Source organism: Pseudomonas hefeiensis, assembly GCF_030687835.1.
Taxonomy (GTDB): Bacteria; Pseudomonadota; Gammaproteobacteria; order Pseudomonadales; family Pseudomonadaceae; genus Aquipseudomonas; species Aquipseudomonas hefeiensis.
In genome coordinates this window covers 1050231-1077013 of the sequence record NZ_CP117449.1, presented here as the reverse complement: position 1 = coordinate 1077013, position 26783 = coordinate 1050231, and the positions used below count along the sequence as shown (strand labels likewise).

Below are 26783 nucleotides of genomic sequence, written 5' to 3'. Positions count from 1 at the left end.
TCAGCAGTGATCCCCATGTTTACGAAAGTGGCCTGTCAGTCAACATCAGCTTGACTGACACACCGCTTTCGCGAGCAAGCCCGCTCCCACAGAGTCGTCGCTGCCCTGCGTGGCTGTTATAGTTTTGCGATTGCCGTGAACCGAGCCGTCCTATGCCCAGCGCCACCGCTCCGATCCTGATCACTGGCGCTGCCCAGCGCGTCGGCTTGCATTGCGCCCGTCGATTGCTCGAAGACGGTCACCCGGTGATCGCCACCTACCGCACCGAGCGCCCAGGAGTGCAGACGCTACGGGATCTGGGGGTGACCGTCCTGTTCGCTGACTTTTCCTCTGAAGCCGGGATCCTGTCCTTCATCGAACAGCTCAAGCAGCACACCGACCGGTTGCGGGCCATTGTGCACAACGCCTCCGCGTGGCTGGCCGAGGCGCCAGGCGACGAAGCGGCAGCGTTCAATGCCATGTTCGCCGTACACATGCTCGCGCCCTATCTGATCAACCTGCATTGTGCCGAACTGCTGCAACGTTCAACCCTGGCAGATATCGTGCACATCAGCGATGACGTCACGCGCAAGGGCAGCAGCAAGCATATCGCCTATTGCGCCACCAAGGCCGGACTCGAAAGCCTGACCCTGTCGTTCGCAGCGAAGTACGCGCCGCACATCAAGGTCAACGCAATTGCCCCGGCCCTGCTACTGTTCAATCCCGAAGACGACGCGGCTTACCGCACCAAGGCCCTGGCCAAGTCCGCGCTGGGCATTGAGCCCGGCAGCGAAGTGATCTATCAGAGCCTGCGTTATCTGCTGGACAACCCCTATGTCACCGGCACGACCCTGACCGTCAACGGCGGACGGCACGTCAAATAGCCTTGCTTCGAGGATGCACCATGGCGCTATCGCCCCAGAATTATCGCGAGATCCTCATCGGCCTGGGCGAAGACCCGGAACGCGAAGGCCTGCTGGATACTCCGGTGCGCGCGGCCAAGGCCATGCAGTACCTTTGTCACGGCTATGAACAAAGCGTCGAACAGATCGTCAACGGTGCCCTGTTCGCCTCCGACAGCGATGAAATGGTGATCGTCGCCGACATCGAACTCTATTCCCTGTGCGAACATCACCTGCTGCCCTTCATCGGCAAGGCTCATGTGGCTTATATTCCTACGGGCAAGGTCCTGGGGCTGTCGAAGATCGCCCGGCTGGTGGACATGTTCGCCCGCCGCCTGCAAATCCAGGAAAATCTCACCCGGCAAATTGCCGACGCGGTGCAGCAGGTCACCCAGGCTGCCGGCGTTGCAGTGGTGATTGAAGCCCAGCACATGTGCATGATGATGCGCGGTGTCGAAAAACAGAACTCGACCATGAACACCTCAGTGATGCTCGGCGTCTTTCGCGAGTCCAGCACCACCCGCCAGGAGTTCCTGCAATTGATTCGACGGAGCAAGTAAATGCCACAACTTCAACCCGCCATGGCGCGCATCAAGGTCAAGGACCTGCGCTTGCGCACTTTCATCGGCATCAACGAGGACGAAATCCTCAACAAGCAGGATGTGCTGATCAATCTGACCATCCTCTATGCCGCCCAGGATGCGGTACGCGACAACGACATCGACCACGCACTGAACTACCGCACCATCACCAAGGCAATCATCGCCCACGTGGAAGGCAACCGCTTCGCCCTGCTCGAACGCCTGACCCAGGAATTGCTCGATCTGGTCATGGCCAACGAATCGGTGCTGTATGCCGAAGTCGAAGTCGACAAGCCCCACGCCTTGCGATTTGCCGAGTCGGTGTCGATTACGCTCGCGGCCAGTCGGGCTACTTCGTAGCCGCTAAAAGCTTCAAGCTGTAAGCTTTAACCCTGATGACCGCAAACCCACTTGCAGCTTGAAGCGTGCCACTTGAAGCTGTCTCGCAGAGACCACCATGAACGACCAACAACGCCTCGAACTTGAAGCCGCCGCTTTCCGTCGGCTGGTTGCCCACCTGGACAGCCGCAAGGATGTGCAGAACATCGACCTGATGAACCTCGCCGGCTTCTGCCGCAACTGCCTGTCCAAGTGGTACAAGGCAGCTGCCGATGAACGCCAGATCGAGGTCAGCCTCGATGACGCCCGTGAAGTGGTTTACGGCATGCCTTACGCCGAGTGGAAAGCCCAATACCAGCAAGAAGCCAGCGCCGAACAGCAAGCGGCGTTTGCCAAAGGAAAACCCGATGCCTGACCTGAACACCCTGCGCGCCAGCCTCAAGAGCGGCGAACATATTTTTGCCGACACCCTGGCGTTTATTGCCAGTGGCTACGACTACCAGCCTCAGGCTTTCAAGAACGGTGACGTCGACAACACCGCCGGACAGAACGAAGGCTCTTGCAAAACCCTGGGCCTGGCTCTGCTCGAAGGCTTGAGCGATGAAGAAGCGCTGCTGGCGTTTGGCGAACATTACCGGTCGGTACTGACCACGCCAGAGGGCAGCGACCACAGCAATATCCGGGCGTTGATGGCCCATGGCTTGGCAGGCGTGAAGTTCGAGGCTCAGCCGTTGCGGCGGCGCTGATCCGAGCCCCGCTTTTGTGGTGAGGGGATTTCTCTGTGGGAGCATGGCTTTTGTGCTGAGGGGATTTCTCTGTGGGAGCATGGCTTGCCCGCGATGGGCGCGCCGAGGTTTAACAGCTGAACCGCGTTATCGTTCATCGCGGGCAAGCCATGCTCCCACAGGTCTGACTCCCACAGGTCTGATTCCCACGGATAAATCCCCTCGCCACAAGGGCCGCGTTCTTTCCATTGAAAGTCGTCGCTCCACATCCCGACTTTTAAGATTGACCCGGCAACTTTATTTCGTTTGCCGACCACCTCTGCTCGCGGCTTAGATAAACGGAATCTTTTCTTCCTTCGGGCCGTCATCCATGAGCAGTGAAACCATCAGCCAATCGATTTCCGTCGTGCACCCTGTCAGCCTCAGCCACGGCAAAAATGCCGAGGTCTGGGACACCGACGGCAAACGCTACATCGATTTCGTGGGCGGCATCGGCGTGTTGAACCTCGGCCACTGCCATCCTCGTATTGTCGAAGCCATCCGCGAACAGGCGACCCGGCTGACGCATTACGCCTTCAACGCCGCCCCGCACGCGCCCTACATCGAACTGATGGAACGCCTGGCAGCGTTTGTCCCGGTGGATTACCCGGTCAGCGGCATGCTCACCAACAGCGGCGCCGAAGCTGCGGAAAACGCCTTGAAGATCGTGCGTGGCGCCACGGGCCGCACCGCCGTCATCGCCTTTGATGGCGGTTTCCACGGCAGAACCCTGGCCACCCTCAACCTCAACGGCAAAGTCGCCCCCTACAAACAGAAAGTCGGCGTACTGCCCGGACCGGTCTATCACCTGCCCTACCCCAGCAAAGACAATGGCGTCACCCGCGAAGAGGCGTTGAAGGCCATGGAGCGGTTGTTCAGCGTCGAGATCGACGTGAGTGACGTCGCGTGTTTCATCGTCGAGCCGGTGCAAGGCGAAGCCGGTTTCCTGCCGATGGATATTACCTTTGCCCAGGCCCTGCGGCAGTTCTGCGACGAGAAAGGCATCGTGCTGATCATCGATGAAATCCAGTCCGGCTTCGGCCGCACCGGCCAGCGCTTTGCGTTCTCCCGACTGGGCATCGAGCCGGACCTGATCCTGCTGGGTAAAAGCATTGCCGGCGGCGTCCCCCTGGGCGCCGTGGTGGGGCGCAAGTCGCTGCTGGACAATCTGCCCAAAGGCGGCCTGGGCGGCACTTATTCAGGCAATCCCATCGCCTGCGCCGCCGCATTGGCAACCCTGGAGGAAATGACCGACGCAAACCTGCAAGCCTGGGGCACGCAACAGGAAGAGGCGATTGTCAGCCGCTACGAGTCATGGCGCAGCCGCGGGCTGTCACCTTACCTGGGGCGCCTGACCGGCGTCGGCGCGATGCGCGGCATCGAACTGGCCCATGCCGACGGCACCCCGGCATCGGCACAAGTGACGCAATTGCTGGCCTTGGCGCGGGAGGCTGGTTTGTTGCTGATGCCCAGCGGCAAATCCCGACACATCATTCGGCTGCTGGCGCCATTGACGACTGAGGCGGCGGTGTTGGAGGAAGGGTTGGATATTCTGGAGGCGTGCCTGGCGCAACTTTCCTGAAATGCAAAAAAACTGTGGGAGCGGGCTTGCTCGCGAAAGCGGTGCTCCAGTCGACATCAATGTCAACAGACACACCGCCTTCGCGAGCAAGCCCGCTCCCACAGGAGGCCGGTGTTGAACACCCGCGCATAAAAAAACCGGCCGAAGCCGGTTTTTTTGTACCTGTTGAATCAGAACGAAGCGTTCTGCAGACCGTCCAGGTAACGCTCGGTGTCCAGGGCTGCCATGCAACCGGCACCCGCCGAGGTAATCGCCTGGCGGTAAACGTGGTCGGCCACGTCGCCAGCCGCGAAGATACCTTCGACGCTGGTGGCGGTGGCGTTGCCGTCGCGGCCGCCCTTGACCACCAGGTAACCGTCCTTGAGTTCCAGTTGGCCTTCGAACAGCGAGGTGTTCGGGGTGTGGCCGATGGCGATGAACACGCCGTCGACTTTGATCTCGTCAAAGCTGCCGTCGTTGTTCTTCAGACGAGCACCGGTCACGCCCATGTTGTCGCCCAGCACTTCATCCAGGGTGGCGTTGAGCTTGAGGATGATCTTGCCTTCAGCCACGCGGGCATTGAGCTTGTCGATCAGGATCTTCTCGGCGCGGAAGGTTTCGCGACGGTGGATCAGGGTGACCGTGCTGGCGATGTTGGCCAGGTACAGGGCTTCCTCAACGGCGGTGTTGCCGCCACCGACCACAGCCACTGGCTTGTTGCGATAGAAGAAACCGTCGCAAGTGGCGCAGGCGGAAACGCCTTTGCCCATGAACGCTTCTTCCGACGGCAGGCCCAGGTAACGAGCGCTGGCGCCGGTTGCAATGATCAGGGCATCGCAGGTGTAGGTCGCGCTGTCGCCGGTCAGGGTGTAAGGCTTGGCGGCGAAATCCACAGCATTGATGTGGTCGAAAACGATCTCGGTCTCGAAGCGCTCGGCATGCTCTTTCATGCGCTCCATCAACACCGGGCCGGTCAGGCCGTGGACGTCGCCCGGCCAGTTGTCAACTTCCGTGGTGGTGGTCAATTGACCACCGGCCTGCATGCCGGTGATCAGCAGTGGCTTGAGGTTGGCACGGGCCGCATACACCGCAGCGCTGTAACCGGCGGGGCCGGAACCGAGAATAATCACTCGCGAATGACGCACTTCAGACATGACCTGCTCCTGTTGACCGGACCTGGCGGACCGGGACGCCGGGTGAGCGGCGCGAATAAAAAGGGACTGTTGACGCACTTGGGGAAGGCTTTGGTTCGACAGTCCTGAAAAAAGAATGGGTGCAGCGTATCGAGGGAGCGAAGATTAAGGAAATACGGTTTAACAATCCAGCTCATAGGTGAGCTCTATCCAGACCGGTCAGCTCAATAAACTCGGCAAACGTTGTTACACGCCATGTCGATGCTTTCCCGAGCCCGGCAAAGCCGGTATGGTCGGCGCGTTCATCTTCGCTCGGAGCCTCCTATGCCCGCCCCCGTCCTGTCCGGCCCGCAATATTTGCAAGAAGGCCTCAAACTGGTCTTAAGCCCGGGTCTGCGATTGTTTGTGCTATTGCCATTGATGATCAACCTGGTGCTGTTCGTCGGATTGATCTACCTGGCCGGCCACCAGTTCAGCCTGTGGGTCGACACGCTGATGCCGTCGTTGCCGGATTGGCTGAGCTTTCTCAACTATGTCCTGTGGCCGCTGTTCGTGGTGCTCGTGGTGCTGATGGTGTTTTTCACCTTCACCATGCTTGCCAATATCATCGCCGCGCCGTTCAACGGTTTTCTCGCGGAGAAAGTCGAAGTGGTGATCCGTGGCAGCGACGATTTCCCGGCCTTCAGTTGGGCCGAGTTGATCGCCATGATCCCGCGCACCCTGGCCCGGGAGGCACGCAAGCTCGGCTATTTCCTGCCTCGCGCCCTGGGCCTGCTGGTGCTGTCCTTCATTCCGGTGATCAATATCGTGGCCGCGCCGTTGTGGCTGCTGTTCGGGGTGTGGATGATGGCGATCCAGTACATCGACTACCCGGCGGACAACCACAAGCTGGGCTGGAACGAAATGCTCGCCTGGCTGCGGGAAAAACGCTGGCAGAGCCTGGGCTTTGGTGGCAGCGTGTACCTGGTGCTGCTGATCCCGGTGGTCAACATCCTGATGATGCCGGCGGCGGTGGCCGGGGCGACCTTGTTCTGGGTCCGCGAGCAAGGCGCCGAGACCGCGTTGGCCCGGCAAGGCTGACCGGTCACAAATCCATCATCCAAGCGTCATAATGGCGAAATGGCCCCGGTCGACACTGGGGTCATGATCACACACCTGCATATCACCCTCATCACCGAAACCTTCCCGCCGGAAATCAATGGCGTGGCCAATACCCTGGGCCGCCTGTGCGACGGCTTGCGCGCCCGCGGGCATCAGGTGGAATTGATACGGCCCCGTCAGGCTGGCGACCAGCGCCAGGCCAGTGACGAGCAGTTGTTGCTGTGCCGCGGCTGGCCGTTACCGGGGTATCCGGGCTTGCAGTGGGGCCAGGCTTCGATGCACAAGCTGCTGCGGCGCTGGAAACGTCATCGTCCGGACGTGCTGTACATCGCCACGGAAGGGCCGCTGGGTTTATCGGCATTGCGAGCGGCGCGGCGCCTGGGCATCTCGGTGGTCAGTGGCTTCCACACCAATTTCCAGCAATATACCCAACAGTATGGCCTCGGGTTATTGAGTCGCGCGCTCACCCATTACCTGCGTTGGTTCCACAACCGTTCCAGCCTGACCCTGGTGCCGAGCCTCAGTCAGCGCATGGAGCTGGAACGCCGGCATTTCGAGCGCGTGGCGCTGTTGTCCCGCGGTGTGGACAGCCAACTGTTCCACCCGATCAAACGCTCGACAACCTTGCGTGAGGCCTGGGGCTTGGGCGACGACGATATTGCACTGATCCATGTCGGGCGTCTGGCGCCGGAAAAGAACCTGAACTTGCTCAAACGCAGTTTCAAAACACTGTGCAGCGCTTTCCCGGAACGGCGGCTGAAACTGGTGGTGGTCGGTGACGGTCCACAACGAGCCACGCTGGAACAGGAACTGCCCGAAGCGATTTTTTGTGGGGCCCAGCGTGGCGAGTCGTTGGCCAGCCATTATGCGTCCGGGGATGTATTCGTCTTTCCGAGCCTGACCGAAACCTTCGGCAATGTCGTGCTGGAAGCACTGGCATCCGGGTTAGGTGTGGTGGCCTACGATCAGGCCGCCGCGGCACAACACATCCGCCATGGTCATAACGGCGTGCTGGCCATGCCGGGGGATGAAGAGGCATTCTGCGACGCGGCCCGGTGGCTGCTGGAGGAGCGTGAAACCTTGCGTTGCGTGCGGCTCAATGCGCGCCAGCATGCCAGTCGCCAGGGCTGGCCATCGGTGATCGAGCAGTTCGAGACGCAGTTGCGCGGGGTTTGTCAGATCGAGTCATCGTTGCCCCAGGTGGTCTCGCCGCGCTGAAAAGCATCGCGGGCAAGCCTGGCTCCCACAGAGTTATCAGTCGCTCACATATAGTGTGCTCACTGAAGATAGTGTGGGAGCAAGGCTTGCCCGCGATGAGGCCCTACAAGGCCGCTTAAACCAGCGTCATCAACGCCTCACGGCTGAACGGCAAGATCTCCTGCTCGCGCCCTTCACGCACTTTTTGCGCCCAATCCGGGTCCACCAGCAGCGCACGTCCCACCGCCACCAGGTCGAACTCATCATTATTCAGGCGCTCCAGCAGTTTCTCCAGACTGGCCGGCTGCGCGACTTTGTCGGTGTTGACCATAAATTGCAGGAACTCGCCATCCAGGCCAACGCTGCCGACGGTGATGGTTGGCTTGCCGGTGAGGGTGCGGGTCCAGCCCGCCAGGTTCAGCTCGGAACCTTCGAATTCAGGTTCCCAGAAACGACGTGTCGAGCAGTGAAAAATATCCACACCGGCTTCGGCCAACGGTTTGAGGAATTCGCCCAGGGCTTCTGGTGTTTGCACCAGGCGCGCGGTGTAATCCTGCTGCTTCCATTGGGAGAAACGGAAGATGATCGGGAACCCTTCGCCCACCGCCGCACGCACGGCGCGGATCAGTTCGATGGCGAAGCGCGAACGGTTGGCCAGATTTCCACCGTAACCGTCGGTGCGCTGGTTGCTGCCCTCCCAGAAGAACTGGTCCACCAGGTAGCCATGGGCGCCGTGAATTTCCACGCCGTCCATGCCGATGCTCTGGGCATCTTTCGCCGCCTGGGCGAACGCTGCGATGACTTCGTCGATATCCGCTTGGGTCATGCCGTGAACCACGACCTGGCCGTCCTTGAGTTTTTCCGACGGGCCATAGCCCGGCACGCTGGCGTCCGGCTCGGTCCCCAATTTCCGCACGTTACCGACATGCCAGAGCTGCGGGACGATCTTGCCGCCTTCGGCATGCACTGCATCAACCACTTGCTTCCAGCCGGCCAGCGCGGCATCGCCGTAAAAATGTGGCACGTTCGGATAACCGTTGGAGGCCTTGTGGCCGATGGTCGTACCTTCGGTGATGATCAGACCGACGCCAGCCGCCGCACGACGGCGGTAATACTCCACGACCTTGGCGTTCGGCACGCCGCCTGGGGAAAAGGAGCGAGTCATCGGCGCCATCACTACCCGGGTCGGCAGCTCCAGTGCACCGAGATGAAAGGGTTTGAACAAAGCTTTTACAGGCATGGGACACTCCACGGAAACAGGGTCGCAGGTCGAATATGACAGCGATAATATGGCCCATGGAGAGCATTGGGTAGCACTATTGATTTGAATGATTGAGGATCAAAAGGATGCCCGCAAGAGTGTGCCCAAACTCGCCACAGGGCGGTTGCTCCAGAGGTTCAGCCCAAGGCTTTTTCGATAGCCTGGATCACGGCCGGATCATCCGGCGTCGTGCGCGGTGAGAAACGCGCCAGCACCCGACCGTCCTTGCCCAGCAGGAATTTCTCGAAGTTCCAGGTGATGTCCCCGGGAAACTCGGCCCCCTCGCCCGCCAGCAGCCGGTACAACTGATGACGGTCAGGCCCGTTCACTTCCAGCTTGCTGGACAACGGGAACGTCACACCATAATTGAGGCTGCAGAAATCCTGGATTTCCTGTTCCGTCCCCGGTTCCTGTCCGGCGAACTGATTACAAGGCAGGCCCAGCACACAGAAGCCCTTGGCGTTGTATTGCTGATAGAGGTTTTCCAACGCAGCGTACTGAGGTGTCAGGCCACATTTGGAGGCGACATTGACCACCAGCACGACTTGCCCCTTGAACGGCGCCAGATCAAGCTCCTGACCATCCAGGGCTTTAAGTTTAAGGTCGTGAAAAGCACTCATGACGAACTCCAGGGTTTACGGATCTTTTCGAACAGCCATGGGGCGATGCTAGCAGCAACCTACTAAAAAGGCGCCGTCAGGCGCCTTTCCAGTTCACTTGAGCGTAGCGCACAAATCAGTGGTGATGACCACCTTCGCCATGGACGTGACCATGAGCGATTTCTTCCTGGCTGGCTTCACGAATGTCGACAATCTTGACCTGGAAGTTCAAGCGTTGACCGGCCAGTGGGTGGTTGCCGTCAACGGTGACGTCATCGCCTTCCAGATCGCGGATGGTGACGATCTGCATCTGGCCATCGGGCGCCGAGGCGTGAAACTGCATGCCCACTTCCAGCTCATCCACGCCTTCGAACATGCTGCGACTCAGGGTGCTGACCAGCTCGGCGGAGTATTCGCCATAAGCATCTTCCGGCTCAACGGTAACGTTCAGCTCGTCACCGGAAGTTTTGCCTTCCAGGGCTTTTTCCAACCCCTGGATGATGTTGCCTGCGCCATGCAGGTAGACCAGCGGAGCGCCGCCGGCAGAGCTGTCGATGACCTCACCAGCGTCGTTGGTCAGGGTATAGTCGATGGAGACAGCCTTATTGGCGGCGATCAGCATGGGGCGAGACCTTTTGCATAAGAATGAAGAACGGACAAGTCTAAACAAGGATTTGCCCGAAAGCGAACGGAACCCGGACAAACGGCCCTGCTCGAACAGACCAACGGTCACAGGTTTCCATAAGGATGAGGACGGGCACTGGGTGGTCGAGCTGTCCTGCGGCCATACCCAGCACCTGCGCCACCAGCCACCGTGGCAATCACGCAACTGGGTGCTGGATCCTGTCCAACGTACTGAAAAAATTGGCCAGTCCTTTAACTGCGGCTGGTGCGCACAGGCCCCGGTTAGCGATAACCTTGGCGCCTGAATTGACGGTAGACGGCAGTTATAGCCTCGCCTTTGCCATGCACCTTTAGAGAATCCGCATGCAAACTTTTTTTATCGCGCCCACCGATTTTGGTGTGGGTCTGACCTCCATCAGCCTCGGGCTGGTGCGCACACTCGAACGGGCCGGGCTGAAAGTCGGTTTTTTCAAGCCCATCGCCCAGCCCCATCCCGGCGATACCGGGCCGGAACGCTCCACCGAACTGGTGGCCCGCACCCATGGCCTCAAGCCGCCACAGCCCCTGGGCCTGGCACACGTCGAACGCATGCTTGGCGACGGCCAGCTCGATGAGCTGCTGGAAGAAATCATCACCCTCTACCAGCAGGCCGCCATCGGCAAGGACGTGCTGGTCGTCGAAGGCATGGTTCCGACCCGCAATGCCAGCTATGCCGCGCGGGTCAACCTGCACCTGGCCAAGAGTCTGGACGCCGAGGTCATCCTGGTGTCGGCGCCGGAGAACGAAGTGCTGACCGAGCTTTCCGGTCGCGTCGAGCTGCAGGCGCAACTGTTCGGCGGGCCGAAAGACCCGAAAGTCCTCGGCGTGATCCTGAACAAAGTCCACACCGAGGAAAGCATGGAGGTCTTCTCCGCGCGGCTCAAGGAGCACTCGCCGCTGTTGCGCAGCGGCGATTTCCGCCTGCTGGGTTGCATCCCGTTCCGCCCCGAACTCAACGCCCCGCGCACCCGCGACGTGGCCGACTTGATGGGCGCGCAGGTGCTCAATGCCGGCGATTACGAAACCCGGCGCATGAGCAACATCATCATTTGCGCCCGCACCATGCGCAACACCGTGGAGCTGCTTAAACCCGGCGTGCTGGTGGTGACCCCTGGTGATCGCGACGACATCATCCTGGCCGTGAGCCTGGCAGCGCTTAACGGCGTACCGTTGGCCGGCCTGCTGCTGACCAGCGACACCCTGCCCGACCCGCGCATCATGGACCTGTGTCGAGGCGCCTTGCAGGCGGGCCTTCCGGTGCTGTCGGTCAGTACCGGGTCTTACGACACCGCTAACCTGCTCAATGGCTTGAACAAGGAAATTCCAATCGACGACCGCGAACGTGCGGAGATCATCACCGATTTCGTCGCCAGCCACCTGGATGCCAAGTGGCTGCATCAGCGTTGCGGTACGCCACGGGAAATGCGGTTGTCGCCGGCCGTGTTCCGCTATCAATTGATCCAGCGCGCCCAGGCCGCCGACAAACGCATTGTGCTGCCTGAGGGTAGCGAACCGCTGACCGTCCAGGCCGCTGCCATTTGCCAGGCCCGGGGCATCGCTCGCTGCGTGCTGCTGGCCAAACCGGCGGACGTCGAGGCAGTGGCTCGTGCCCAGGGCATCGAACTGCCGCCGGGGCTGGAGATCCTCGACCCGGATTCGATTCGCGAGCGTTACGTCGAACCAATGGTGCGGCTGCGCAAGAGTAAAAGCCTGAACGCGCCGATGGCCGAGCAGCAACTGGAAGACACCGTGGTGATTGGCACCATGATGCTGGCGCTCGATGAGGTCGACGGGCTGGTGTCCGGTGTTATCCACTCCACCGCCAACACCATCCGCCCGGCCTTGCAACTGATCAAGACCGCCCCGGGATGCTCGCTGGTGTCTTCAGTATTTTTCATGCTGTTTCCCGAAGAAGTGCTGGTCTATGGCGACTGTGTGATGAACCCGCACCCCAGCGCCGCGGAGCTGGCGGAGATTGCCCTGCAAAGCGCCGACTCGGCTGCCGCGTTCGGCATCACGCCACGGGTGGCAATGCTCAGTTATTCCAGCGGCGAGTCGGCCAGCGGTGAAGAGGTGGAGAAAGTCCGCGAAGCCACCCTGCTGGCCCACGAAGCGCAACACGGTTTGCTGATCGACGGGCCGCTGCAATACGACGCCGCCGCCAACGAAACCGTGGCCCGACAACTGGCACCCAATAGCCAGGTGGCCGGTCGGGCGACGGTGTTCATCTTCCCGGACCTGAACACCGGCAACACCACCCACAAGGCCGTGCAACGCAGCGCCGATTGCGTCAGCCTCGGGCCCATGCTGCAAGGCCTGCGCAAACCGGTGAACGACTTGCCCCGCGGCGCTCAGGTCGACGACATCGTGTACACCATCGCCCTGACCGCGATCCAGGCCGCCAACCGACCCATGGATATTTAAATGCTGGATTTCCTGCCTGCCCCCGTGCGCGGCGTCATTGCCTCGCTGCTGTTGGCGTTGAACACCATCGCCTGCTGCACACCGCTGTTCATCGTGGCAATCTTCAAACTGTTGCTGCCCTTCCCCGCCGCCCAGCGTTTCACCGACTGGCTGATGAGCCACATTCATGAAGCCTGGATCAGCAACAACAAGGCCTGGATGAACCTGCTGCGCCGCACCCGCTGGCACCTTAGCGGCCTGGAAGACCTGGACTACCAGCATTCGTACCTGATCACCAGCAACCACCAGAGTTGGGTCGACATCATGGTGTTGCAATACGTGCTGAACCGGCGCATCCGTCCATTGAAGTTCTTTCTCAAGCAGGAACTGATCTGGGTGCCGGTGATCGGCCTGGCCTGGTGGGCCCTGGGGTTCCCGTTCATGAAGCGCTACTCCAAGGCTTACCTGGAGAAATACCCGGAGAAGAAAGGCAAGGACCTGGAAACCACTCGCAAGACCTGCGCGAAATTTCGCAACAACCCTGTGGGCATCTTCAACTTCGTCGAAGGCACGCGCTTCACCGAAGGCAAGCATGCCCAGCAACAGTCACCGTTTCGCTACCTGCTCAAGCCCAAAGCCGGGGGCATCGCATTTGTGCTCGACGCGATGGGCGAACAGCTGGAGTCGATCATCAACGTGACCATCCACTATCCAGGCGACCGACCGGGGTACTGGGATTTGCTCTGCGGCAAGGTTGACGAAGTGGTGGTGCATTTTCAGGAGTTGAAAATCCCGCCGCAGTTCATCGGCAGAAACTACGACCAGGACGGCGCCTATCGCCTGGAGTTCCAGGGCTGGATCAACCAGTTGTGGCAGGACAAGGACGCGTTGCTTGAGCAGATGCATCGCGAGTATCCAGACCATCACTAACTCCCCCTGTGGGAGCGGGCTTGCTCGCGAAGGCGGAGTGTCAGACAGCATATTTGTTAGCTGATACACCGCCTTCGCGAGCAAGCCCGCTCCCACAGTTGACCGAGTTGAGCTCCAGATAAACAAAAAGCCCGCAGACGATCACTCATCTGCGGGCTTTTTCTTGTCGCTTGAAGCTAGAAGCTTGCAGCGGCGTTCCTTAGATCGCCCCACGCTTGCGCAGCAGATCCAGCACTTGCTTGACGCTCTCTTCCAACGACAGCGCCTGGGTGTCGATCACCAGATCGGCGTCCAGCGGCACGTCATACGGGAAAGACTCACCGGGGATGTTGTCGCCGGCAGCAGCGTACAGGCCTTGCGGATCACGCTGGGCGCAGACGATTGGCGAGGCCTGGACATAGACCGTCAGCAGACGTTCCTTGCCGATCAGGTCTTTGGCCTGCTCGCGCCCTTCTGCATTCGGCGCGACGAACGCGGCGAGGGTCAGCAGCCCGGCTTCGTTGAACTGGCGGGCGACATGAGCCGCCCGACGCCAGTTTTCAGTACGCCCGGCACGGTCCTGCGGCAAGCCCTTGTTCAAGTCATGACGCAGGTTCTGGCCATCGAGCACGAAGACCGCACGGCCCATGTCGAACAGTTTGCGTTCCACCGCATAGGCCAGCGTGCTTTTGCCAGCGCCCGACAGGCCGCTGAACAGCACCGTGGCCGGTTGCTGGCCGAAGCGCTGGGCGCGTTCTTCCACCGACACGTGGGCCAGTTTGCCGTGATGGGTACTGTGGCCGTGGGCCAAAGGCTGGGCCACGATCATGCCGGCGCCCACCGTGCCATTAGTCAGGCGATCGATGATGATGAACGCGCCGGTGGTGCGATTGCTCTCGTAACCATCCAGGGCGATCGGCGCATCCAGGGCGATCTTCACCTTGCCAATTTCGTTGAGCTGCAACGCGCTGGCCGGGCCTTCTTCCAAGGTATTCACGTCGACCTTGTTAACAATGCTGGCAATCGAGCCCGGTACGTAACTGGTGGCGCGCTTGATGTCGTATTTCTTGCCCGGCAGCATGGGCTCTTCGGCCATCCACACCAGCATCGCTTCGAAGCTGTCGGTGACCGGCGGCACGCTGTCGGCATGCACCAGCAGGTCGCCACGGGAGATGTCGATCTCGTCTTCCATGGTCAGCGTCACGGCCTGGCCAGGGCCGGCGTGTTCCAGCTCGCCTTCGAAGGTGACGATGGATTTAACGCGGCTGCTCTTGCCCGAAGGCAGCACCACCACTTCGTCGCCCTTGTGCACGATGCCGCTGGCCAGGGTGCCGGCAAAACCGCGGAAGTTCAGGTTCGGACGATTGACGTACTGCACCGGGAAACGCAGGTCGGTGAAGTTACGGTCACCCGCCACTTCCACGGTCTCGAGGATTTCCATCAGCGACTGGCCGGTGTACCACGGCGAGCGCTCGGACCTGTTCACCACGTTGTCGCCTTTGAGGGCCGACATCGGCACAAAGTGCATGCTGGTGGGCTTCATCTTCAAGCCTTCGGCGAACTTCAGGTAGTCGGCCTTGATCGACTCGAACACGCCTTGGTCAAAGTCCTTGAGGTCCATCTTGTTGATGGCCACGACGATGTGCTTGATGCCCAGCAACGAGGCGATGAAGCTGTGGCGACGGGTCTGGGTCTGCACGCCGTAGCGGGCATCCACCAGAATGATCGCCAGGTCACAGGTGGAAGCACCGGTGGCCATGTTGCGGGTGTACTGCTCATGGCCGGGGGTGTCGGCGATGACGAACTTGCGCTTGGCCGTGGAGAAATAGCGGTACGCAACATCGATGGTGATGCCTTGCTCGCGCTCAGCCTGCAGGCCGTCGACCAGCAGCGCCAGGTCGATGTCATCACCGGTGGTGCCGACTTTCTTCGAATCGCGGGTGATAGCTTCCAGGTGATCTTCGTAGATCATCTTGGAGTCGTGCAGCAAGCGCCCGATCAGGGTGCTCTTGCCGTCGTCGACGTTACCGCAGGTCAAAAAACGCAGCAGCTCTTTGCGCTCGTGCTGGCCCAGGTAAGCGAGGATGTCCTCGCTGATCAAATCAGATTGATGCGACATGACAGCCCCTTAGAAATAACCTTGACGTTTCTTATCTTCCATCGAGCCTGCGCCATCGTGGTCGATGACCCGGCCCTGGCGCTCGGAAGTTCGCGTCAGGAGCATTTCCTGAATGATGTCCGTCAGGCTTTCGGCCTCGGACTCCACCGCGCCCGTCAACGGGTAGCAGCCAAGGGTACGGAAACGCACTTTCTTTTTGACGATACGGGCTTTGTCTTCATCGGACAGGTGCTCGAGGATGCGCTCGTCGTCAATCATGATCAGCGTGCCGTTCTTCTCGATCACTTCACGCTCGGCGGCGAAGTACAGCGGCACGATCGGGATGCCTTCGAGGTAGATGTATTGCCAGATATCCAATTCGGTCCAGTTCGACAGGGGGAATACCCGGATCGACTCGCCCTTGTTGACCTTGCCGTTGTAGACGTTCCACAGCTCCGGGCGCTGGTTCTTCGGATCCCAGCGATGCTTGCTGTCGCGGAACGAGTACACGCGCTCCTTGGCGCGGGATTTCTCTTCATCGCGGCGGGCACCACCAAAAGCGGCGTCGAAACCATGCTTGTCCAAAGCCTGTTTCAGGCCTTCGGTCTTCATGATGTCGGTGTGCTTGGCACTACCGTGAGTAAACGGGTTGATACCTTGCGCCACGCCGTCCGGGTTCACGTGAGTGATCAGGTCCAGGCCCAGTTCTTCAACCATGCGGTCGCGGAACTTGTACATTTCCTGGAATTTCCAGCGGGTGTCGACATGCATCACCGGAAACGGCAGCTTGCCGGGGAAAAACGCCTTGCGTGCCAGGTGCAGCATCACGGCGGAGTCTTTACCGATGGAGTACAGCATCACCGGGTTATCGAACTCGGCGGCCACCTCGCGGATGATGTGGATGCTTTCCGCCTCCAGCTGTTTCAGATGCGTCAGTTTGTCGACCATGGCTACTCACGAAAACTTTCTTATGAACGGCCAGCGGGCCGTGTTCGAGCGGGGAATCCTAGCACAGCAACCTCTTCTAATCAGGGCGCCAACTAGATCGAAACAGCATATGGATATGCCTGGGGGTTCGGGCATTGCGGTGGACTCTGTGGGAGCCTCTGTGGGAGCCTCTGTGGGAGCAAAGCTTGCTCGCGATAGCGGTGTTGCATGTGCCGACGTCATCGCGAGCAAGCTTTGCTTCCACAGACCCGCTCCCGCATTCAGTTCAGCGTTAGTCAGATCGGATTCGGGCAATCAATGAAGATGTGTTCCAAGGCAAAGCGCCGCGCCAGGTAATCGCCCAGCGCCTGCACACCGTAGCGTTCGGTCGCATGGTGCCCGGCGGCGATGAAGCTGATGCCGTTTTCCCGGGCGCTGTGGAAAGTCTGCTCGGACGCTTCGCCGCTGAGGTACAGATCAACCCCAGCCAGCACTGCCTGATCGATGTAGCCCTGGCCCCCGCCGGTGCACCAGCCGACCCGGCGGATCATCTGCTCGCCTTCGATCAGTAAAGGCTCGCGGCCCATGACTTCCTGCACTTTACGGGCGAAGTCCCGAGGTGTCATCGCTTCGGACAAGGAACCCACCAGGCCGACGACCTTGGGGTTGTCCGGGTCCAGCGGCCCCTCGACGGTGATGTCCAACTGGCGGGCCAATTGCACGTTATTGCCCACCTCGGCATGCAGATCCAGCGGCAAGTGATAGGCCAGCAGGCTGATATCGTGCTTGAGCAGGGTTTTAAGGCGACGCTGCTTCATGCCGGTGACGCACGGATTTTCGCCTTTCCAGAAATACCCGTGATGCACCAGCACCAGATCAGCGTCAGCCTCCACTGCAGCATCGAGCAACGCCTGGCTGGCAGTCACGCCGCTGACAATGCGCGTCACCTGAGGGGCGCCTTCGACCTGCAAACCGTTGGGGCAGTAATCGGCAATCCTGGCGGCGGCCAGATAACGATCCGCTTCTTCTACCAGGGTGTTCAGGGCTACGGCCATGAAAAGACTCCTAAATATCCCGTTCAGAGGCGCGCGCGGCCTCGTATAATGCGCGACATTATGGGCGGTCTCACTCCGCCTGCAACCTTTGTAGGACGTGCTTAATGCTCAAGGCGCTGCGTTTTTCCGGCTGGCCTCTGTTGGCCGGCGTGCTTGTCGCTCTACTGATTATCCAGCGTTATCCGGAGTGGGTCGGCCTGCCGAGCCTGGACGTCAATCTGCAGCAAGCGCCACAGACCAAGGCGCTGCAGCAGGGGCCGGTGTCCTATGCCGATGCCGTGACAACCGCCGCACCGGCCGTGGTCAATCTGTACACCACCAAGGTCGTCAACAAATCCAACCATCCACTGTTCGAAGACCCGCAGTTCCGGCGCTTCTTCGGTGACAACTCACCCAAGCAGAAACGCATGGAGTCGAGCCTGGGGTCGGGCGTGATCATGAGCCCCGAAGGTTATATCCTGACCAACAACCACGTCACCAGCGGTGCCGACCAGATCGTGGTGGCCCTCAAGGATGGTCGCGAAACCCTGGCCCGGGTGATCGGCAGCGACCCGGAAACCGACCTCGCGGTGCTGAAAATCGACCTGAAGAACCTGCCGGCCATCACCATCGGGCGTTCGGACAGCATCCGCATTGGCGATGTCGCCCTGGCCATCGGCAACCCCTTCGGCGTGGGCCAGACCGTGACCATGGGCATCATCAGCGCCACTGGGCGCAATCAATTGGGCCTGAACAATTACGAAGACTTCATCCAGACCGATGCCGCGATCAACCCCGGCAACTCGGGCGGCGCGCTGGTGGATGCCAACGGAAACCTTACCGGGATCAACACCGCAATCTTCTCCAAATCCGGCGGCAGCCAGGGCATCGGTTTTGCGATTCCGGTGAAACTGGCGATGGAAGTGATGAAGTCCATCATCGAACATGGCCAGGTGATTCGTGGCTGGCTGGGTATTGAAGTCCAGCCGCTGTCCCAGGAGCTGGCGGAATCTTTCGGCCTGTCCGGGCGTCCCGGGATCGTGGTGGCAGGCATATTCCGCGATGGCCCGGCCCAGAAGGCAGGCCTGCAACTGGGCGATGTGATCCTGAACATCGACGGCGAACCGGCCGGCGACGGTCGCCGCTCGATGAACCAGGTGGCGCGGATCAAGCCCACCGACAAAGTCACCATCCAAGTGATGCGCAACGGCAAGGAGCTCAAGCTCACCGCTGAAATCGGTTTGCGCCCACCGCCGGCACCGGTGGTGCTCAAGGAAGAAGAGTAACTGCGCGATAGGAACGGCTTGCCGGCCAAAAGTCCCTTGTGGCGAGGGGATTTAGCGCAGCGTCGCAGACGCGGCGGCCACTCCCTCGCCACAAAAAACGTGTTCGCCTCGATTATTTTAGTAAGTCAGCAATAGCATAAATTCTCATTGGTAGTGTTATATTGTTTCAATTCTTGGAATTGGAACAACATAACATGTCATCTCTAAAACGGATTTCCCTCGCCAGCCTGGCCTTGGGTCTGCTGGGTGACCCGGTAATCGCCGAGGAAATCCAGCCGATGGAACTGGACGCCATCAATGTCTCTGCCGACTACGAATCCCCTACCGGTCCCGTAACGGGCTATCGCGCCACTCGCTCCGCCAGCGCCACCAAAACCGACACCGCCCTGCGGGACATCCCGCAATCGATCAGCGTGATTCCCGCCAGCGTCCTCAAGGACCTGGGCAGCACCAACGTTGAACGGGCCCTGGAATATGCTGGCGGCGTGTCCAAGCAAAACAACTTCGGCGGCCTGACACTCTACGAATACAGCGTGCGTGGCTTTACCACTTCGGAATTCTACAAGGACGGCTTTAGCGCCAACCGCGGTTATCCGAGTACCCCGGACGCGGCCAGCATTGAGCGCATCGAGGTGCTCAAAGGTCCGGCGGCCAGCCTTTACGGGCGCGGCGACCCCGGCGGCACCGTGAACATCGTCACCAAGAAACCCCAGCCCGAAGCCTTCACCACCCTGCAAACCAGCGCCGGTAGCTGGGATCGCTACCGCACCGCGCTGGACATCAACACGCCTCTGGACGCCGAAGGCAACCTGCTGTCGCGGGTCAACCTGGCGGTCGAGGACAATCATAGCTTTCGCGATCACGTCCAGAGCAAGCGCGTCTTCGTTGCCCCCTCCCTTAACTGGCAGCTGAGCCCCGACACGCGCCTGCTGCTGGAAAGCGAAATCGTGCGCCACAGTTCAACGTTCGATCGCGGCATCGTTGCGCCGAACAACCGTTGGAGCGGGGTTTCCCGCTCGACCTTCCTGGGCGAACCCAACGACGGCGACATCGACAACCACAACAACATGCTCCAGGCCGCCCTCGAACATCAGCTTAACGACGCCTGGCAATTGCGCCTGGCCAGCCATTACAAGCAGGGCGAACTCTGGGGATTCGCCTCAGAAGCGCGGCCGCTGAACGCCGACGGTCGTACGGTGAACCGCCGCTACCGCGAGCGCGACAACAATTGGCACGACAGCATTACCCAGCTTGAATTACGCGGGCTGCTCGACCTCGGTCCTTGGCAGCACGAACTGTTGATCGGTACCGAATACGAGGACTATCGCAAGAACGAGCGCGTGACCACGATCAATGGCGGCAGTTACCCCATCGACATCTATCAGCCGGTCTACGGCCAGCCGAAACCCGCCGGTGAGCGTATCGGCAGCGACTTCTTCGAGCGTGTACAAAGTCGCGCGCTAAACCTTCAGGACCAGATCGTCTTCACCGACAAGCTGCGGGGGATGATCGGTATGCGTTATGAGCATTTCGAGCAGAGCATTGACGATCACACCACGCAGCTCACCAGCCGCCAACGTCATGACGCCTTCACCCAGCGGGCCGGCCTGCTGTATCAACTGACACCCGAGGTCGGGTTGTTCGCTAATGCCTCCACCTCGTTCAAGCCCAACAATGGCCTGGATGCCGGTGGCAAGACCTTCGACCCGGAGGAAGGCGTTGGCTATGAAGTCGGAATCAAGAGCGAGCTATTCGACGACCGCCTGAGCACCACCCTGGCAGCATTCCATATAGAGAAGCAAAACGTCCTGGCGTTGGACCCGGGGACTGACGCCAGCCGCGCCATGGGCAAGGCCCGCAGTCAGGGGTTCGACCTGCAGGTCACCGGACAGGTGACTGACGCCATCCGGGTGATCGGCGCCTTCGCCTACATCGATGCCGAGGTGACCAAGGGTGACGAAACCATTCCCACCGGCAGCCGGATCCTTGGCGTCGCCAAGCGCAGCGGCAGTCTGCTGGGCGTCTACGAATTTCAGGACGGACACCTGCGCGGTTCCGACGTTGGTGCAGCATTCACATACGTCGGGGACCGCTCGGGCGAAGCCGGCAGCGATTTTCAACTGCCGGCCTACCACACAGTGGATCTGCTGGCCCATTACAAGGCCAGCGACAACGTCACCGTGGGCCTGAACCTGAATAACGTCTTCGACGAAAAATATTACGAGCGCTCGTACAGCAACTACTGGGTCAACCCCGGCGAGCCGCGCAACTTCACCGTCAGCCTCACCCTTGATCTGTAAAAAGGAAAGTCAATGAAATACCCCAAGACCTTCGCCCTCCTCAGCCTGTTCCTGGCCACACAAGCCTCGGCCCATGGCCTGTGGACCGAACAACGGCGCGGCAACATCGAAGTGATCTACGGCCACGGCGCCGAAGACAATGCCTTCAAGGCGCAGAAAATCAGCGGTGCCTGGGCCTATGACCTGGGCGGCAAGATGATCCCGGTCACCGTCGAACGCCTGCCCGACCATGCTCGCCTGCAACCCCTCAAGCCACCGGCCGTGATGGCCGTGGAACTGGACAACGGCATGTGGTCCCAGACCGCCGACAAGAAATGGATCAACGAAGGCCGCAGCAAGGTGCCCGGGGCGATTGAATCGACCCACACCTTCAAATACAGCCTGGCGATCTACGAGCCGGGGGCGAAGTTACCGAAACTCGATCAGGTCAAGTTCCTGATCCTGCCGGAAGTCGACCCGCTGACCGTAGGCCCGGGCCAGTCATTGCCGGTGCGGGTGCTGCTGGACGGCAAACCGGCGGCCGGCGTGAAGCTGGTGGGTGATTACCGCAGCGCGCCCGATACCGTCTCAACAGAAACCGACGCCGAAGGCCGGGCCAAGGTGCTGGTGCGTAACGAGGGGTTGAATGTGATCGCCGCGCAGATGGAAATCGCGCTCAAGGACGATAAGGACGTAGCGACGCGGGGGGTGTTTACTTCGCTGACATTCCTCGGTGAAGAGCATCACGAGTAACCCAGACTAATAGACACATTAATCAGTCGGAAAGATTGACCTGTGGGAAAGATTGACCTGTGGGAGCAAGGCTTGCCCGCGATAGCGGTAGCTCAGGCAACATTTAAGTTGACTGGCACTGCGCCATCGCGGGCAAGCCTTGCTCCCACAGGGATTTTCACCGGGCTTTTAGAGCTCACCCAGGGCTTCGATCAGCGCCTGGTTCTGCTCCGGCGTGCCAATGCTGATCCGCAGGAACTGGGCAATCCGTTCCTGCTTGAAGTGCCGCACGATCACGCCTTGCTCGCGCAATTTCACCGCCAGCCCTGCCGCATCGTGCCGGGGGTGACGGACGAAGATGAAGTTGGCCGCCGAAGGCAACACTTCAAAACCCTTGGCCTGCAGTTGCGCCACCACCCATTCGCGGTGCTCGATGACCAACCGGCAGGTCTGTTCAAAATGCTCTCGATCATCGAACGCCGCCGCGCCGCCGACATTCGCCAGGCGATCCAACGGGTAGGAGTTGAAGCTGTTCTTGATCCGCTCCAGCGCTTCGATCAGATCCGGATGGCCCACCGCCAGGCCCACTCGCAACCCGGCCAATGAACGGGACTTGGACAAGGTCTGGGTGACCAGCAGGTTCGGGTAGCGGTCCACCAGACTGATGGCAGTCTCGCCACCGAAGTCGATATAGGCCTCATCGACCACCACCACCGAGTCCGGACTGGCTTTAAGGATCTGCTCGACCGCCTCCAGGGCCAACAGGCAACCGGTTGGGGCATTCGGGTTGGGGAAGATGATCCCCCCATTTGGTTTGGCATAGTCCGCCGGATCGATTCGGAACTGCGCGTCCAGCGGCACTGCATCGAACCGGATGCCGTACAGCCCGCAATAGACCGGATAAAAGCTGTAACTGATGTCCGGGAACAACAGCGGCTGATCGTGTTGCAGCAGCCCGTGGAAAATGTGCGCCAGCACTTCGTCCGAACCGTTGCCCAGGAACACTTGATTGCCCTGCACACCGTAATAGCGGGCCACGGCGTTCTTCAGCAGATCGCTGTTGGGGTCCGGGTACAGGCGCAGGTTATCGTTCAGCTCGGTTTGCATCGCCGCCAGGGCCTTGGGCGAAGGGCCGTAGGGATTTTCGTTGGTGTTGAGCTTGACCAGGCGGGTCAGCTTCGGCTGTTCGCCCGGCACGTAAGGCACCAGGTTCTTGACGAACGGGCTCCAGAATTTACTCATTTCAGTTTCCCCTGCCCTTCAATGGCGAGCTCATCAACAATGCGGTACTCGGCACTGCGGGCGTGGGCGCTCAGCGACTCGCCACGGGCCAGCACCGAAGCGGTCTTGCCCAGTTCGGACGCACCTTGCTCGGAGCAGAAGATGATCGACGAACGTTTCTGGAAGTCATACACCCCCAGTGGCGATGAGAAACGCGCCGTACCGGAAGTCGGCAACACGTGGTTGGGACCTGCGCAGTAGTCACCCAGGGCTTCGCTGGTGTGGCGGCCCATGAAGATCGCACCGGCGTGGCGGATCTGCGGCAACCAGGCCTGCGGATCAGCGACCGACAGCTCCAGGTGCTCAGGCGCGATGCGGTTGGCGACCTCAATGGCCTGATCCATGTCTTTGACCTTGATCAGCGCGCCGCGACCGTTGATCGAGGTGGTGATGATCTCGGCGCGGTCCATGGTCGGCAGCAGCTTGTCGATGCTGGCGGCAACCTTGTCGAGGAACTCGGCGTCCGGGCTGACCAGAATCGCCTGGGCGTCTTCGTCGTGCTCGGCCTGGGAAAACAGGTCCATGGCAATCCAGTCCGGGTCGGTCTGGCCGTCACACACCACCAGGATCTCCGACGGACCGGCGATCATATCGATACCGACCTGGCCGAACACGTGGCGCTTGGCGGTGGCGACATAGATGTTGCCCGGGCCGACCACCTTGTCGACCCGCGGCACGCTCTCGGTGCCATAGGCCAACGCGGCCACGGCCTGGGCGCCACCGATGGTGAACACCCGATCCACCCCGGCGATGCAGGCAGCGGCCAGCACCAGTTCATTGATTTCGCCGCGCGGGGTCGGCACCACCATGACCACTTCGGTCACGCCGGCGACCTTGGCCGGAATCGCATTCATCAGCACCGAGGACGGATACGATGCCTTGCCCCCCGGCACGTAGAGGCCGGCGCGGTCCAGCGGCGTGACCTTTTGGCCCAGCACCGTGCCGTCGGCTTCGGTGTAAGTCCAGGAGTCCTGTTTCTGTCTTTCGTGATAACTGCGCACCCGGGATGCGGCTTTTTCCAGGGCTTCGCGCTGCGGCACGGTGATCCGCGTCAGGGCCAGCTCCAGACGCTCGCGCGGCAGGATCAGATCAGCCATGGACGCCACCTGCAGGCCGTCGAATTTCTGGGTGAACTCCACCAACGCCTCATCACCACGCTCGCGCACGGCCTTGATGATGTCCAGCACCCGCTCGTTGACCGAGTCGTCAGACACACTTTCCCAGCTCAGCAGATGATCCAGATGATGTGCAAAATCCGGGTCGGCAGCATTGAGTCGGCGAATCGAAGTGGGAGCGGTCATAGCGAGGGCCTCATTAATGGCAAATGCTCAGGCGCCCTAAGCTACCAGTCCATTCGCGTGGGCACCTGAGAAAATTGGCTATGACACGGATAGACGGGCGCGACTCAAGGTCGCGCAGGTGAATCAGCCGCGGTGTCGCGATTCCACTGCCTTGCGCAGGGTATCGATCAGAGCCTGAATACGGGCGTGCTGCATTTTCATCGAAGCCTTGTTGACGATCAGCCGGGAGGTGATGTCGGCGATGAAATCCTGGGGTTCCAGGCCATTGGCCCGCAGGGTGTTGCCGGTGTCGACCACGTCGATGATCTTGTCCGCCAGACCGATCAGCGGCGCCAGTTCCATCGAACCGTACAACTTGATGATATCGACCTGACGGCCCTGCTCGGCGTAATAACGCTTGGCAATGTTGACGAACTTGGTCGCCACCCGCAAACGCCCCTTGGGCTCTGGCGCGCCGACTTTACCGGCGGTCATCAGTTTGCAGCGGGCGATCCGCAGGTCCAGGGGCTCGTACAGGCCCTGGCCGCCGTACTCCATCAGCACGTCCTTGCCCGCGACGCCCAGGTCGGCGGCGCCATGCTCAACGTAAGTCGGAACATCGGTGGCGCGCACGATCAGCAAGCGTACATCGGCTTGAGTCGTGGGGATGATCAGCTTGCGGCTCTTGTCCGGATTCTCGGTCGGCACGATGCCCGCTTCAGCCAGAAGCGGCAAGGTGTCGTCAAGGATGCGGCCCTTGGACAGTGCAATGGTCAACATGGGAAACGTCAGTCCTTATCAAGGTACTCATGCCCGGTCGCAAGCGGCGCCGGACACACATCGAGGGTGTTACCACCCTCGACCTGAAACGAAATCAACAGGCGCGTCCCTGCGCCCATGCAGCCGGACCTAGCCCGGTACGCGGCGGATCTTGGCGCCGAGCATCTGCAGTTTCTCTTCGATGCACTCATAACCACGGTCGATGTGGTAGATGCGATCGATCAGGGTGTCGCCTTCGGCGACCAGAGCCGAAATCACCAGGCTGGCCGAGGCCCGCAGGTCGGTGGCCATCACTGGCGCGCCCTTGAGTTTCTCGGTACCGGTCACAATGGCGGTGTTGCCTTCGACCTGGATCTTGGCACCCATGCGGTGCAGCTCGTACACGTGCATGAAACGGTTTTCGAAGATCGTCTCGATCACCGCACCGGTGCCTTCGGCAATGGCGTTGAGGGAGATGAACTGCGCCTGCATGTCGGTCGGGAACGCCGGGTACGGAGCGGTACGCACGTTGACGGCTTTAGGCCGCTTGCCGTGCATGTTCACTTCGATCCAGTCTTCGCCGCAGGTGACTTCGGCACCAGCTTCCTTGAGTTTCTCCAGGACGGCTTCAAGAATGGTCGGATCGGTGTCCTTGACCTTGACACGGCCACCGGTGACCGCAGCAGCCACCAGGTAGGTGCCGGTTTCGATCCGGTCCGGCATCACCTTATAAGTGGCCGAATGCAGGCGCTCGACGCCATCGATGGTGATGGTATCGGTGCCGGCACCGCTGATCTTGGCGCCCATGGCGATCAGGAAGTTCGCAAGGTCTACCACTTCAGGTTCACGGGCGGCGTTTTGCAGCACGCTACGGCCCTTGGCCAGTGCCGCGGCCATCATGATGTTCTCGGTGCCGGTCACGCTGACGGTATCGAAGAAGAAGTGCGCGCCACGCAGGCCGCCTTCAGGTGCCTTGGCCTTGATATAGCCGCCTTCGACATCGATGATCGCACCCATGGCTTCCAGGCCACGGATGTGCAGGTCCACCGGACGCGAGCCGATGGCGCAACCGCCGGGCAATGCGACTTCGGCTTCACCGAAACGGGCGACCATCGGTCCCAGTACCAGGATCGACGCACGCATGGTTTTCACCAGCTCGTACGGAGCGATCAGGGTCTTGATGGTACGCGGGTCGATTTCGACACTGAGCTTCTCGTCGATTACCGGTTCAATGCCCATGCGCCCGAACAGCTCGATCATCGTGGTGATGTCGTGCAGGTGCGGCAGGTTCGCCACGGTCACCGGGCCATCGCACAGCAACGTCGCGGCCAGGATCGGCAGGGCGGAGTTCTTTGCCCCGGAGATACGGATTTCGCCATCAAGACGAACGCCGCCGGTAATAATCAGTTTATCCATAAGAATCTCGACGCCCTTGGGCTCAGGTGCGCTCGGCCCAGGCCGCGCTGCTGAAAAATTTCATAGTGACCGCATGGATGCTGCCATCGGCGATCCACGGGTTCAAATGGGCATAGATGCTCTGCTGACGCTGGACTGGGCGTAACGCTGCCAGTTCATCGCTGAACACGTTCAGCTGAAAGTTGCAGCCTTCGCCCTCAACTTCAATGACAGTTCCGGGCAGCTTTCCTTCAAGGAAGCTCTTCACTTCTACGGCCTGCATGCTCAACCTCTATCGGCGCCCTGTGCGCACGGGTCGC

The 26783-nt window shown here is 60.5% G+C and carries 26 protein-coding genes; 14 read left to right on the top strand and 12 right to left on the bottom strand.

Annotation, left to right across the window (positions count from 1 at the left end):
- Nucleotides 1-152 precede the first annotated feature (152 nt).
- The 6 genes from folM to PSH57_RS04595 all read left to right on the top strand — a co-directional run bounded on the left by folM (nt 153) and on the right by PSH57_RS04595 (nt 4147).
- Nucleotides 153-863: a dihydromonapterin reductase gene (folM, locus tag PSH57_RS04620; RefSeq protein ID WP_305444840.1), complete on the top strand. Its 711-nt coding sequence runs from the start codon at nt 153-155 to the stop codon at nt 861-863.
- A 20-nt stretch (nt 864-883) separates the two neighbouring features.
- Entirely contained in the window at nt 884-1441 is a 558-nt protein-coding gene (folE, locus tag PSH57_RS04615) for a GTP cyclohydrolase I FolE (protein ID WP_047228635.1), read from the top strand.
- Entirely contained in the window at nt 1442-1822 is a 381-nt protein-coding gene (gene folX, locus PSH57_RS04610; RefSeq protein WP_047228636.1) for a dihydroneopterin triphosphate 2'-epimerase, read from the top strand.
- A 97-nt stretch (nt 1823-1919) separates the two neighbouring features.
- On the top strand, nt 1920-2216 hold the full coding sequence (locus tag PSH57_RS04605) for a DUF1244 domain-containing protein (protein WP_076383573.1): 297 nt from the start codon (nt 1920-1922) through the stop codon (nt 2214-2216).
- Nucleotides 2209-2547, top strand: coding sequence for a HopJ type III effector protein (locus PSH57_RS04600; RefSeq protein WP_305388075.1), 339 nt, complete (start codon nt 2209-2211; stop codon nt 2545-2547). Before PSH57_RS04605 ends, PSH57_RS04600 begins: the two co-directional genes overlap by 8 nt.
- 349 nt (nt 2548-2896) lie before the next feature.
- Nucleotides 2897-4147: a 2-aminoadipate transaminase gene (locus tag PSH57_RS04595; protein ID WP_305388074.1), complete on the top strand. Its 1251-nt coding sequence runs from the start codon at nt 2897-2899 to the stop codon at nt 4145-4147.
- A gap of 170 nt (nt 4148-4317) precedes the next feature.
- Here PSH57_RS04595 and trxB read toward each other — a convergent pair whose 3' ends face one another.
- Nucleotides 4318-5280 carry a thioredoxin-disulfide reductase gene (trxB, locus tag PSH57_RS04590; RefSeq protein ID WP_047228640.1) on the bottom strand — a complete coding sequence of 321 codons (963 nt, stop codon included), beginning with the start codon at nt 5278-5280 and terminating at the stop codon, nt 4318-4320.
- A gap of 303 nt (nt 5281-5583) precedes the next feature.
- Between trxB and cysZ the strand changes: the two genes are divergently transcribed.
- Both cysZ and PSH57_RS04580 read left to right on the top strand, forming a co-directional pair.
- Nucleotides 5584-6339: a sulfate transporter CysZ gene (cysZ, locus tag PSH57_RS04585; RefSeq protein ID WP_305388073.1), complete on the top strand. Its 756-nt coding sequence runs from the start codon at nt 5584-5586 to the stop codon at nt 6337-6339.
- A 39-nt stretch (nt 6340-6378) separates the two neighbouring features.
- Nucleotides 6379-7578, top strand: a complete 1200-nt coding sequence (locus PSH57_RS04580) for a glycosyltransferase family 4 protein (protein WP_305388071.1) — start codon at nt 6379-6381, stop codon at nt 7576-7578.
- Between the two features lie 115 nt (nt 7579-7693).
- On the opposite strand, the gene PSH57_RS04575 is transcribed toward PSH57_RS04580, so the two are convergent.
- The 3 genes from PSH57_RS04575 to PSH57_RS04565 all read right to left on the bottom strand — a co-directional run bounded on the left by PSH57_RS04575 (nt 7694) and on the right by PSH57_RS04565 (nt 10039).
- Nucleotides 7694-8797 (bottom strand): NADH:flavin oxidoreductase, encoded by a 1104-nt coding sequence (locus PSH57_RS04575; protein ID WP_305388069.1) that lies wholly within the window; start codon nt 8795-8797, stop codon nt 7694-7696.
- Nucleotides 8798-8955: 158 nt separating this feature from the next.
- The gene (locus PSH57_RS04570; protein WP_305388068.1) at nt 8956-9438 is read right to left on the bottom strand and encodes a glutathione peroxidase; all 483 of its coding nucleotides are present in this window, start codon (nt 9436-9438) and stop codon (nt 8956-8958) included.
- A gap of 115 nt (nt 9439-9553) precedes the next feature.
- Nucleotides 9554-10039, bottom strand: coding sequence for an FKBP-type peptidyl-prolyl cis-trans isomerase (locus PSH57_RS04565; protein ID WP_256232459.1), 486 nt, complete (start codon nt 10037-10039; stop codon nt 9554-9556).
- Between PSH57_RS04565 and PSH57_RS04560 the strand changes: the two genes are divergently transcribed.
- From PSH57_RS04560 to PSH57_RS04550, 3 genes are read left to right on the top strand one after another with little or no spacing between them, the layout of a single operon-like run.
- Nucleotides 10008-10346, top strand: coding sequence for a DUF3565 domain-containing protein (locus PSH57_RS04560; protein ID WP_305388067.1), 339 nt, complete (start codon nt 10008-10010; stop codon nt 10344-10346). The genes PSH57_RS04565 and PSH57_RS04560 overlap by 32 nt on opposite strands.
- A 58-nt stretch (nt 10347-10404) precedes the next feature.
- Nucleotides 10405-12504 carry a phosphate acetyltransferase gene (gene pta, locus PSH57_RS04555; RefSeq protein WP_305388066.1) on the top strand — a complete coding sequence of 700 codons (2100 nt, stop codon included), beginning with the start codon at nt 10405-10407 and terminating at the stop codon, nt 12502-12504.
- On the top strand, nt 12505-13413 hold the full coding sequence (locus PSH57_RS04550; protein ID WP_305388065.1) for an acyltransferase: 909 nt from the start codon (nt 12505-12507) through the stop codon (nt 13411-13413).
- A gap of 199 nt (nt 13414-13612) precedes the next feature.
- Here the strand turns inward: PSH57_RS04550 and cysN are convergent, their stop codons facing one another.
- From cysN to PSH57_RS04535, 3 genes are all read right to left on the bottom strand, one after another.
- Nucleotides 13613-15511, bottom strand: coding sequence for a sulfate adenylyltransferase subunit CysN (gene cysN / locus PSH57_RS04545; RefSeq protein ID WP_305388064.1), 1899 nt, complete (start codon nt 15509-15511; stop codon nt 13613-13615).
- Nucleotides 15512-15520: 9 nt separating this feature from the next.
- Nucleotides 15521-16438: a sulfate adenylyltransferase subunit CysD gene (cysD, locus tag PSH57_RS04540; protein ID WP_092394040.1), complete on the bottom strand. Its 918-nt coding sequence runs from the start codon at nt 16436-16438 to the stop codon at nt 15521-15523.
- A 275-nt stretch (nt 16439-16713) separates the two neighbouring features.
- Nucleotides 16714-17472 carry a Nif3-like dinuclear metal center hexameric protein gene (locus tag PSH57_RS04535; RefSeq protein WP_305388063.1) on the bottom strand — a complete coding sequence of 253 codons (759 nt, stop codon included), beginning with the start codon at nt 17470-17472 and terminating at the stop codon, nt 16714-16716.
- Nucleotides 17473-17576: 104 nt separating this feature from the next.
- Between PSH57_RS04535 and algW the strand changes: the two genes are divergently transcribed.
- The 3 genes from algW (at nt 17577) to PSH57_RS04520 (ending at nt 21769) form a co-directional block, all read left to right on the top strand.
- Nucleotides 17577-18737: a Do family serine endopeptidase AlgW gene (algW, locus tag PSH57_RS04530; protein ID WP_305388062.1), complete on the top strand. Its 1161-nt coding sequence runs from the start codon at nt 17577-17579 to the stop codon at nt 18735-18737.
- Nucleotides 18738-18931: 194 nt separating this feature from the next.
- Nucleotides 18932-21037 carry a TonB-dependent siderophore receptor gene (locus PSH57_RS04525; RefSeq protein WP_305388061.1) on the top strand — a complete coding sequence of 702 codons (2106 nt, stop codon included), beginning with the start codon at nt 18932-18934 and terminating at the stop codon, nt 21035-21037.
- 12 nt (nt 21038-21049) lie between these two features.
- On the top strand, nt 21050-21769 hold the full coding sequence (locus tag PSH57_RS04520; RefSeq protein ID WP_305388060.1) for a DUF4198 domain-containing protein: 720 nt from the start codon (nt 21050-21052) through the stop codon (nt 21767-21769).
- Nucleotides 21770-21937: 168 nt separating this feature from the next.
- On the opposite strand, the gene hisC is transcribed toward PSH57_RS04520, so the two are convergent.
- The 5 genes from hisC to PSH57_RS04495 all read right to left on the bottom strand — a co-directional run bounded on the left by hisC (nt 21938) and on the right by PSH57_RS04495 (nt 26746).
- On the bottom strand, nt 21938-22990 hold the full coding sequence (hisC, locus tag PSH57_RS04515) for a histidinol-phosphate transaminase (RefSeq protein WP_305388059.1): 1053 nt from the start codon (nt 22988-22990) through the stop codon (nt 21938-21940).
- Nucleotides 22987-24330, bottom strand: a complete 1344-nt coding sequence (hisD, locus tag PSH57_RS04510) for a histidinol dehydrogenase (RefSeq protein WP_305388057.1) — start codon at nt 24328-24330, stop codon at nt 22987-22989. Before hisD ends, hisC begins: the two co-directional genes overlap by 4 nt.
- Nucleotides 24331-24453: 123 nt before the next feature.
- A complete protein-coding gene (gene hisG, locus PSH57_RS04505; RefSeq protein WP_047228656.1) occupies nt 24454-25089 on the bottom strand; it encodes an ATP phosphoribosyltransferase in 636 nt (211 codons plus the stop codon).
- 129 nt (nt 25090-25218) lie between these two features.
- Entirely contained in the window at nt 25219-26484 is a 1266-nt protein-coding gene (murA, locus tag PSH57_RS04500) for a UDP-N-acetylglucosamine 1-carboxyvinyltransferase (protein ID WP_256232469.1), read from the bottom strand.
- Nucleotides 26485-26506: 22 nt separating this feature from the next.
- Nucleotides 26507-26746: a BolA family protein gene (locus PSH57_RS04495; protein WP_305388055.1), complete on the bottom strand. Its 240-nt coding sequence runs from the start codon at nt 26744-26746 to the stop codon at nt 26507-26509.
- Between the last annotated feature and the right edge of the window lie 37 nt (nt 26747-26783).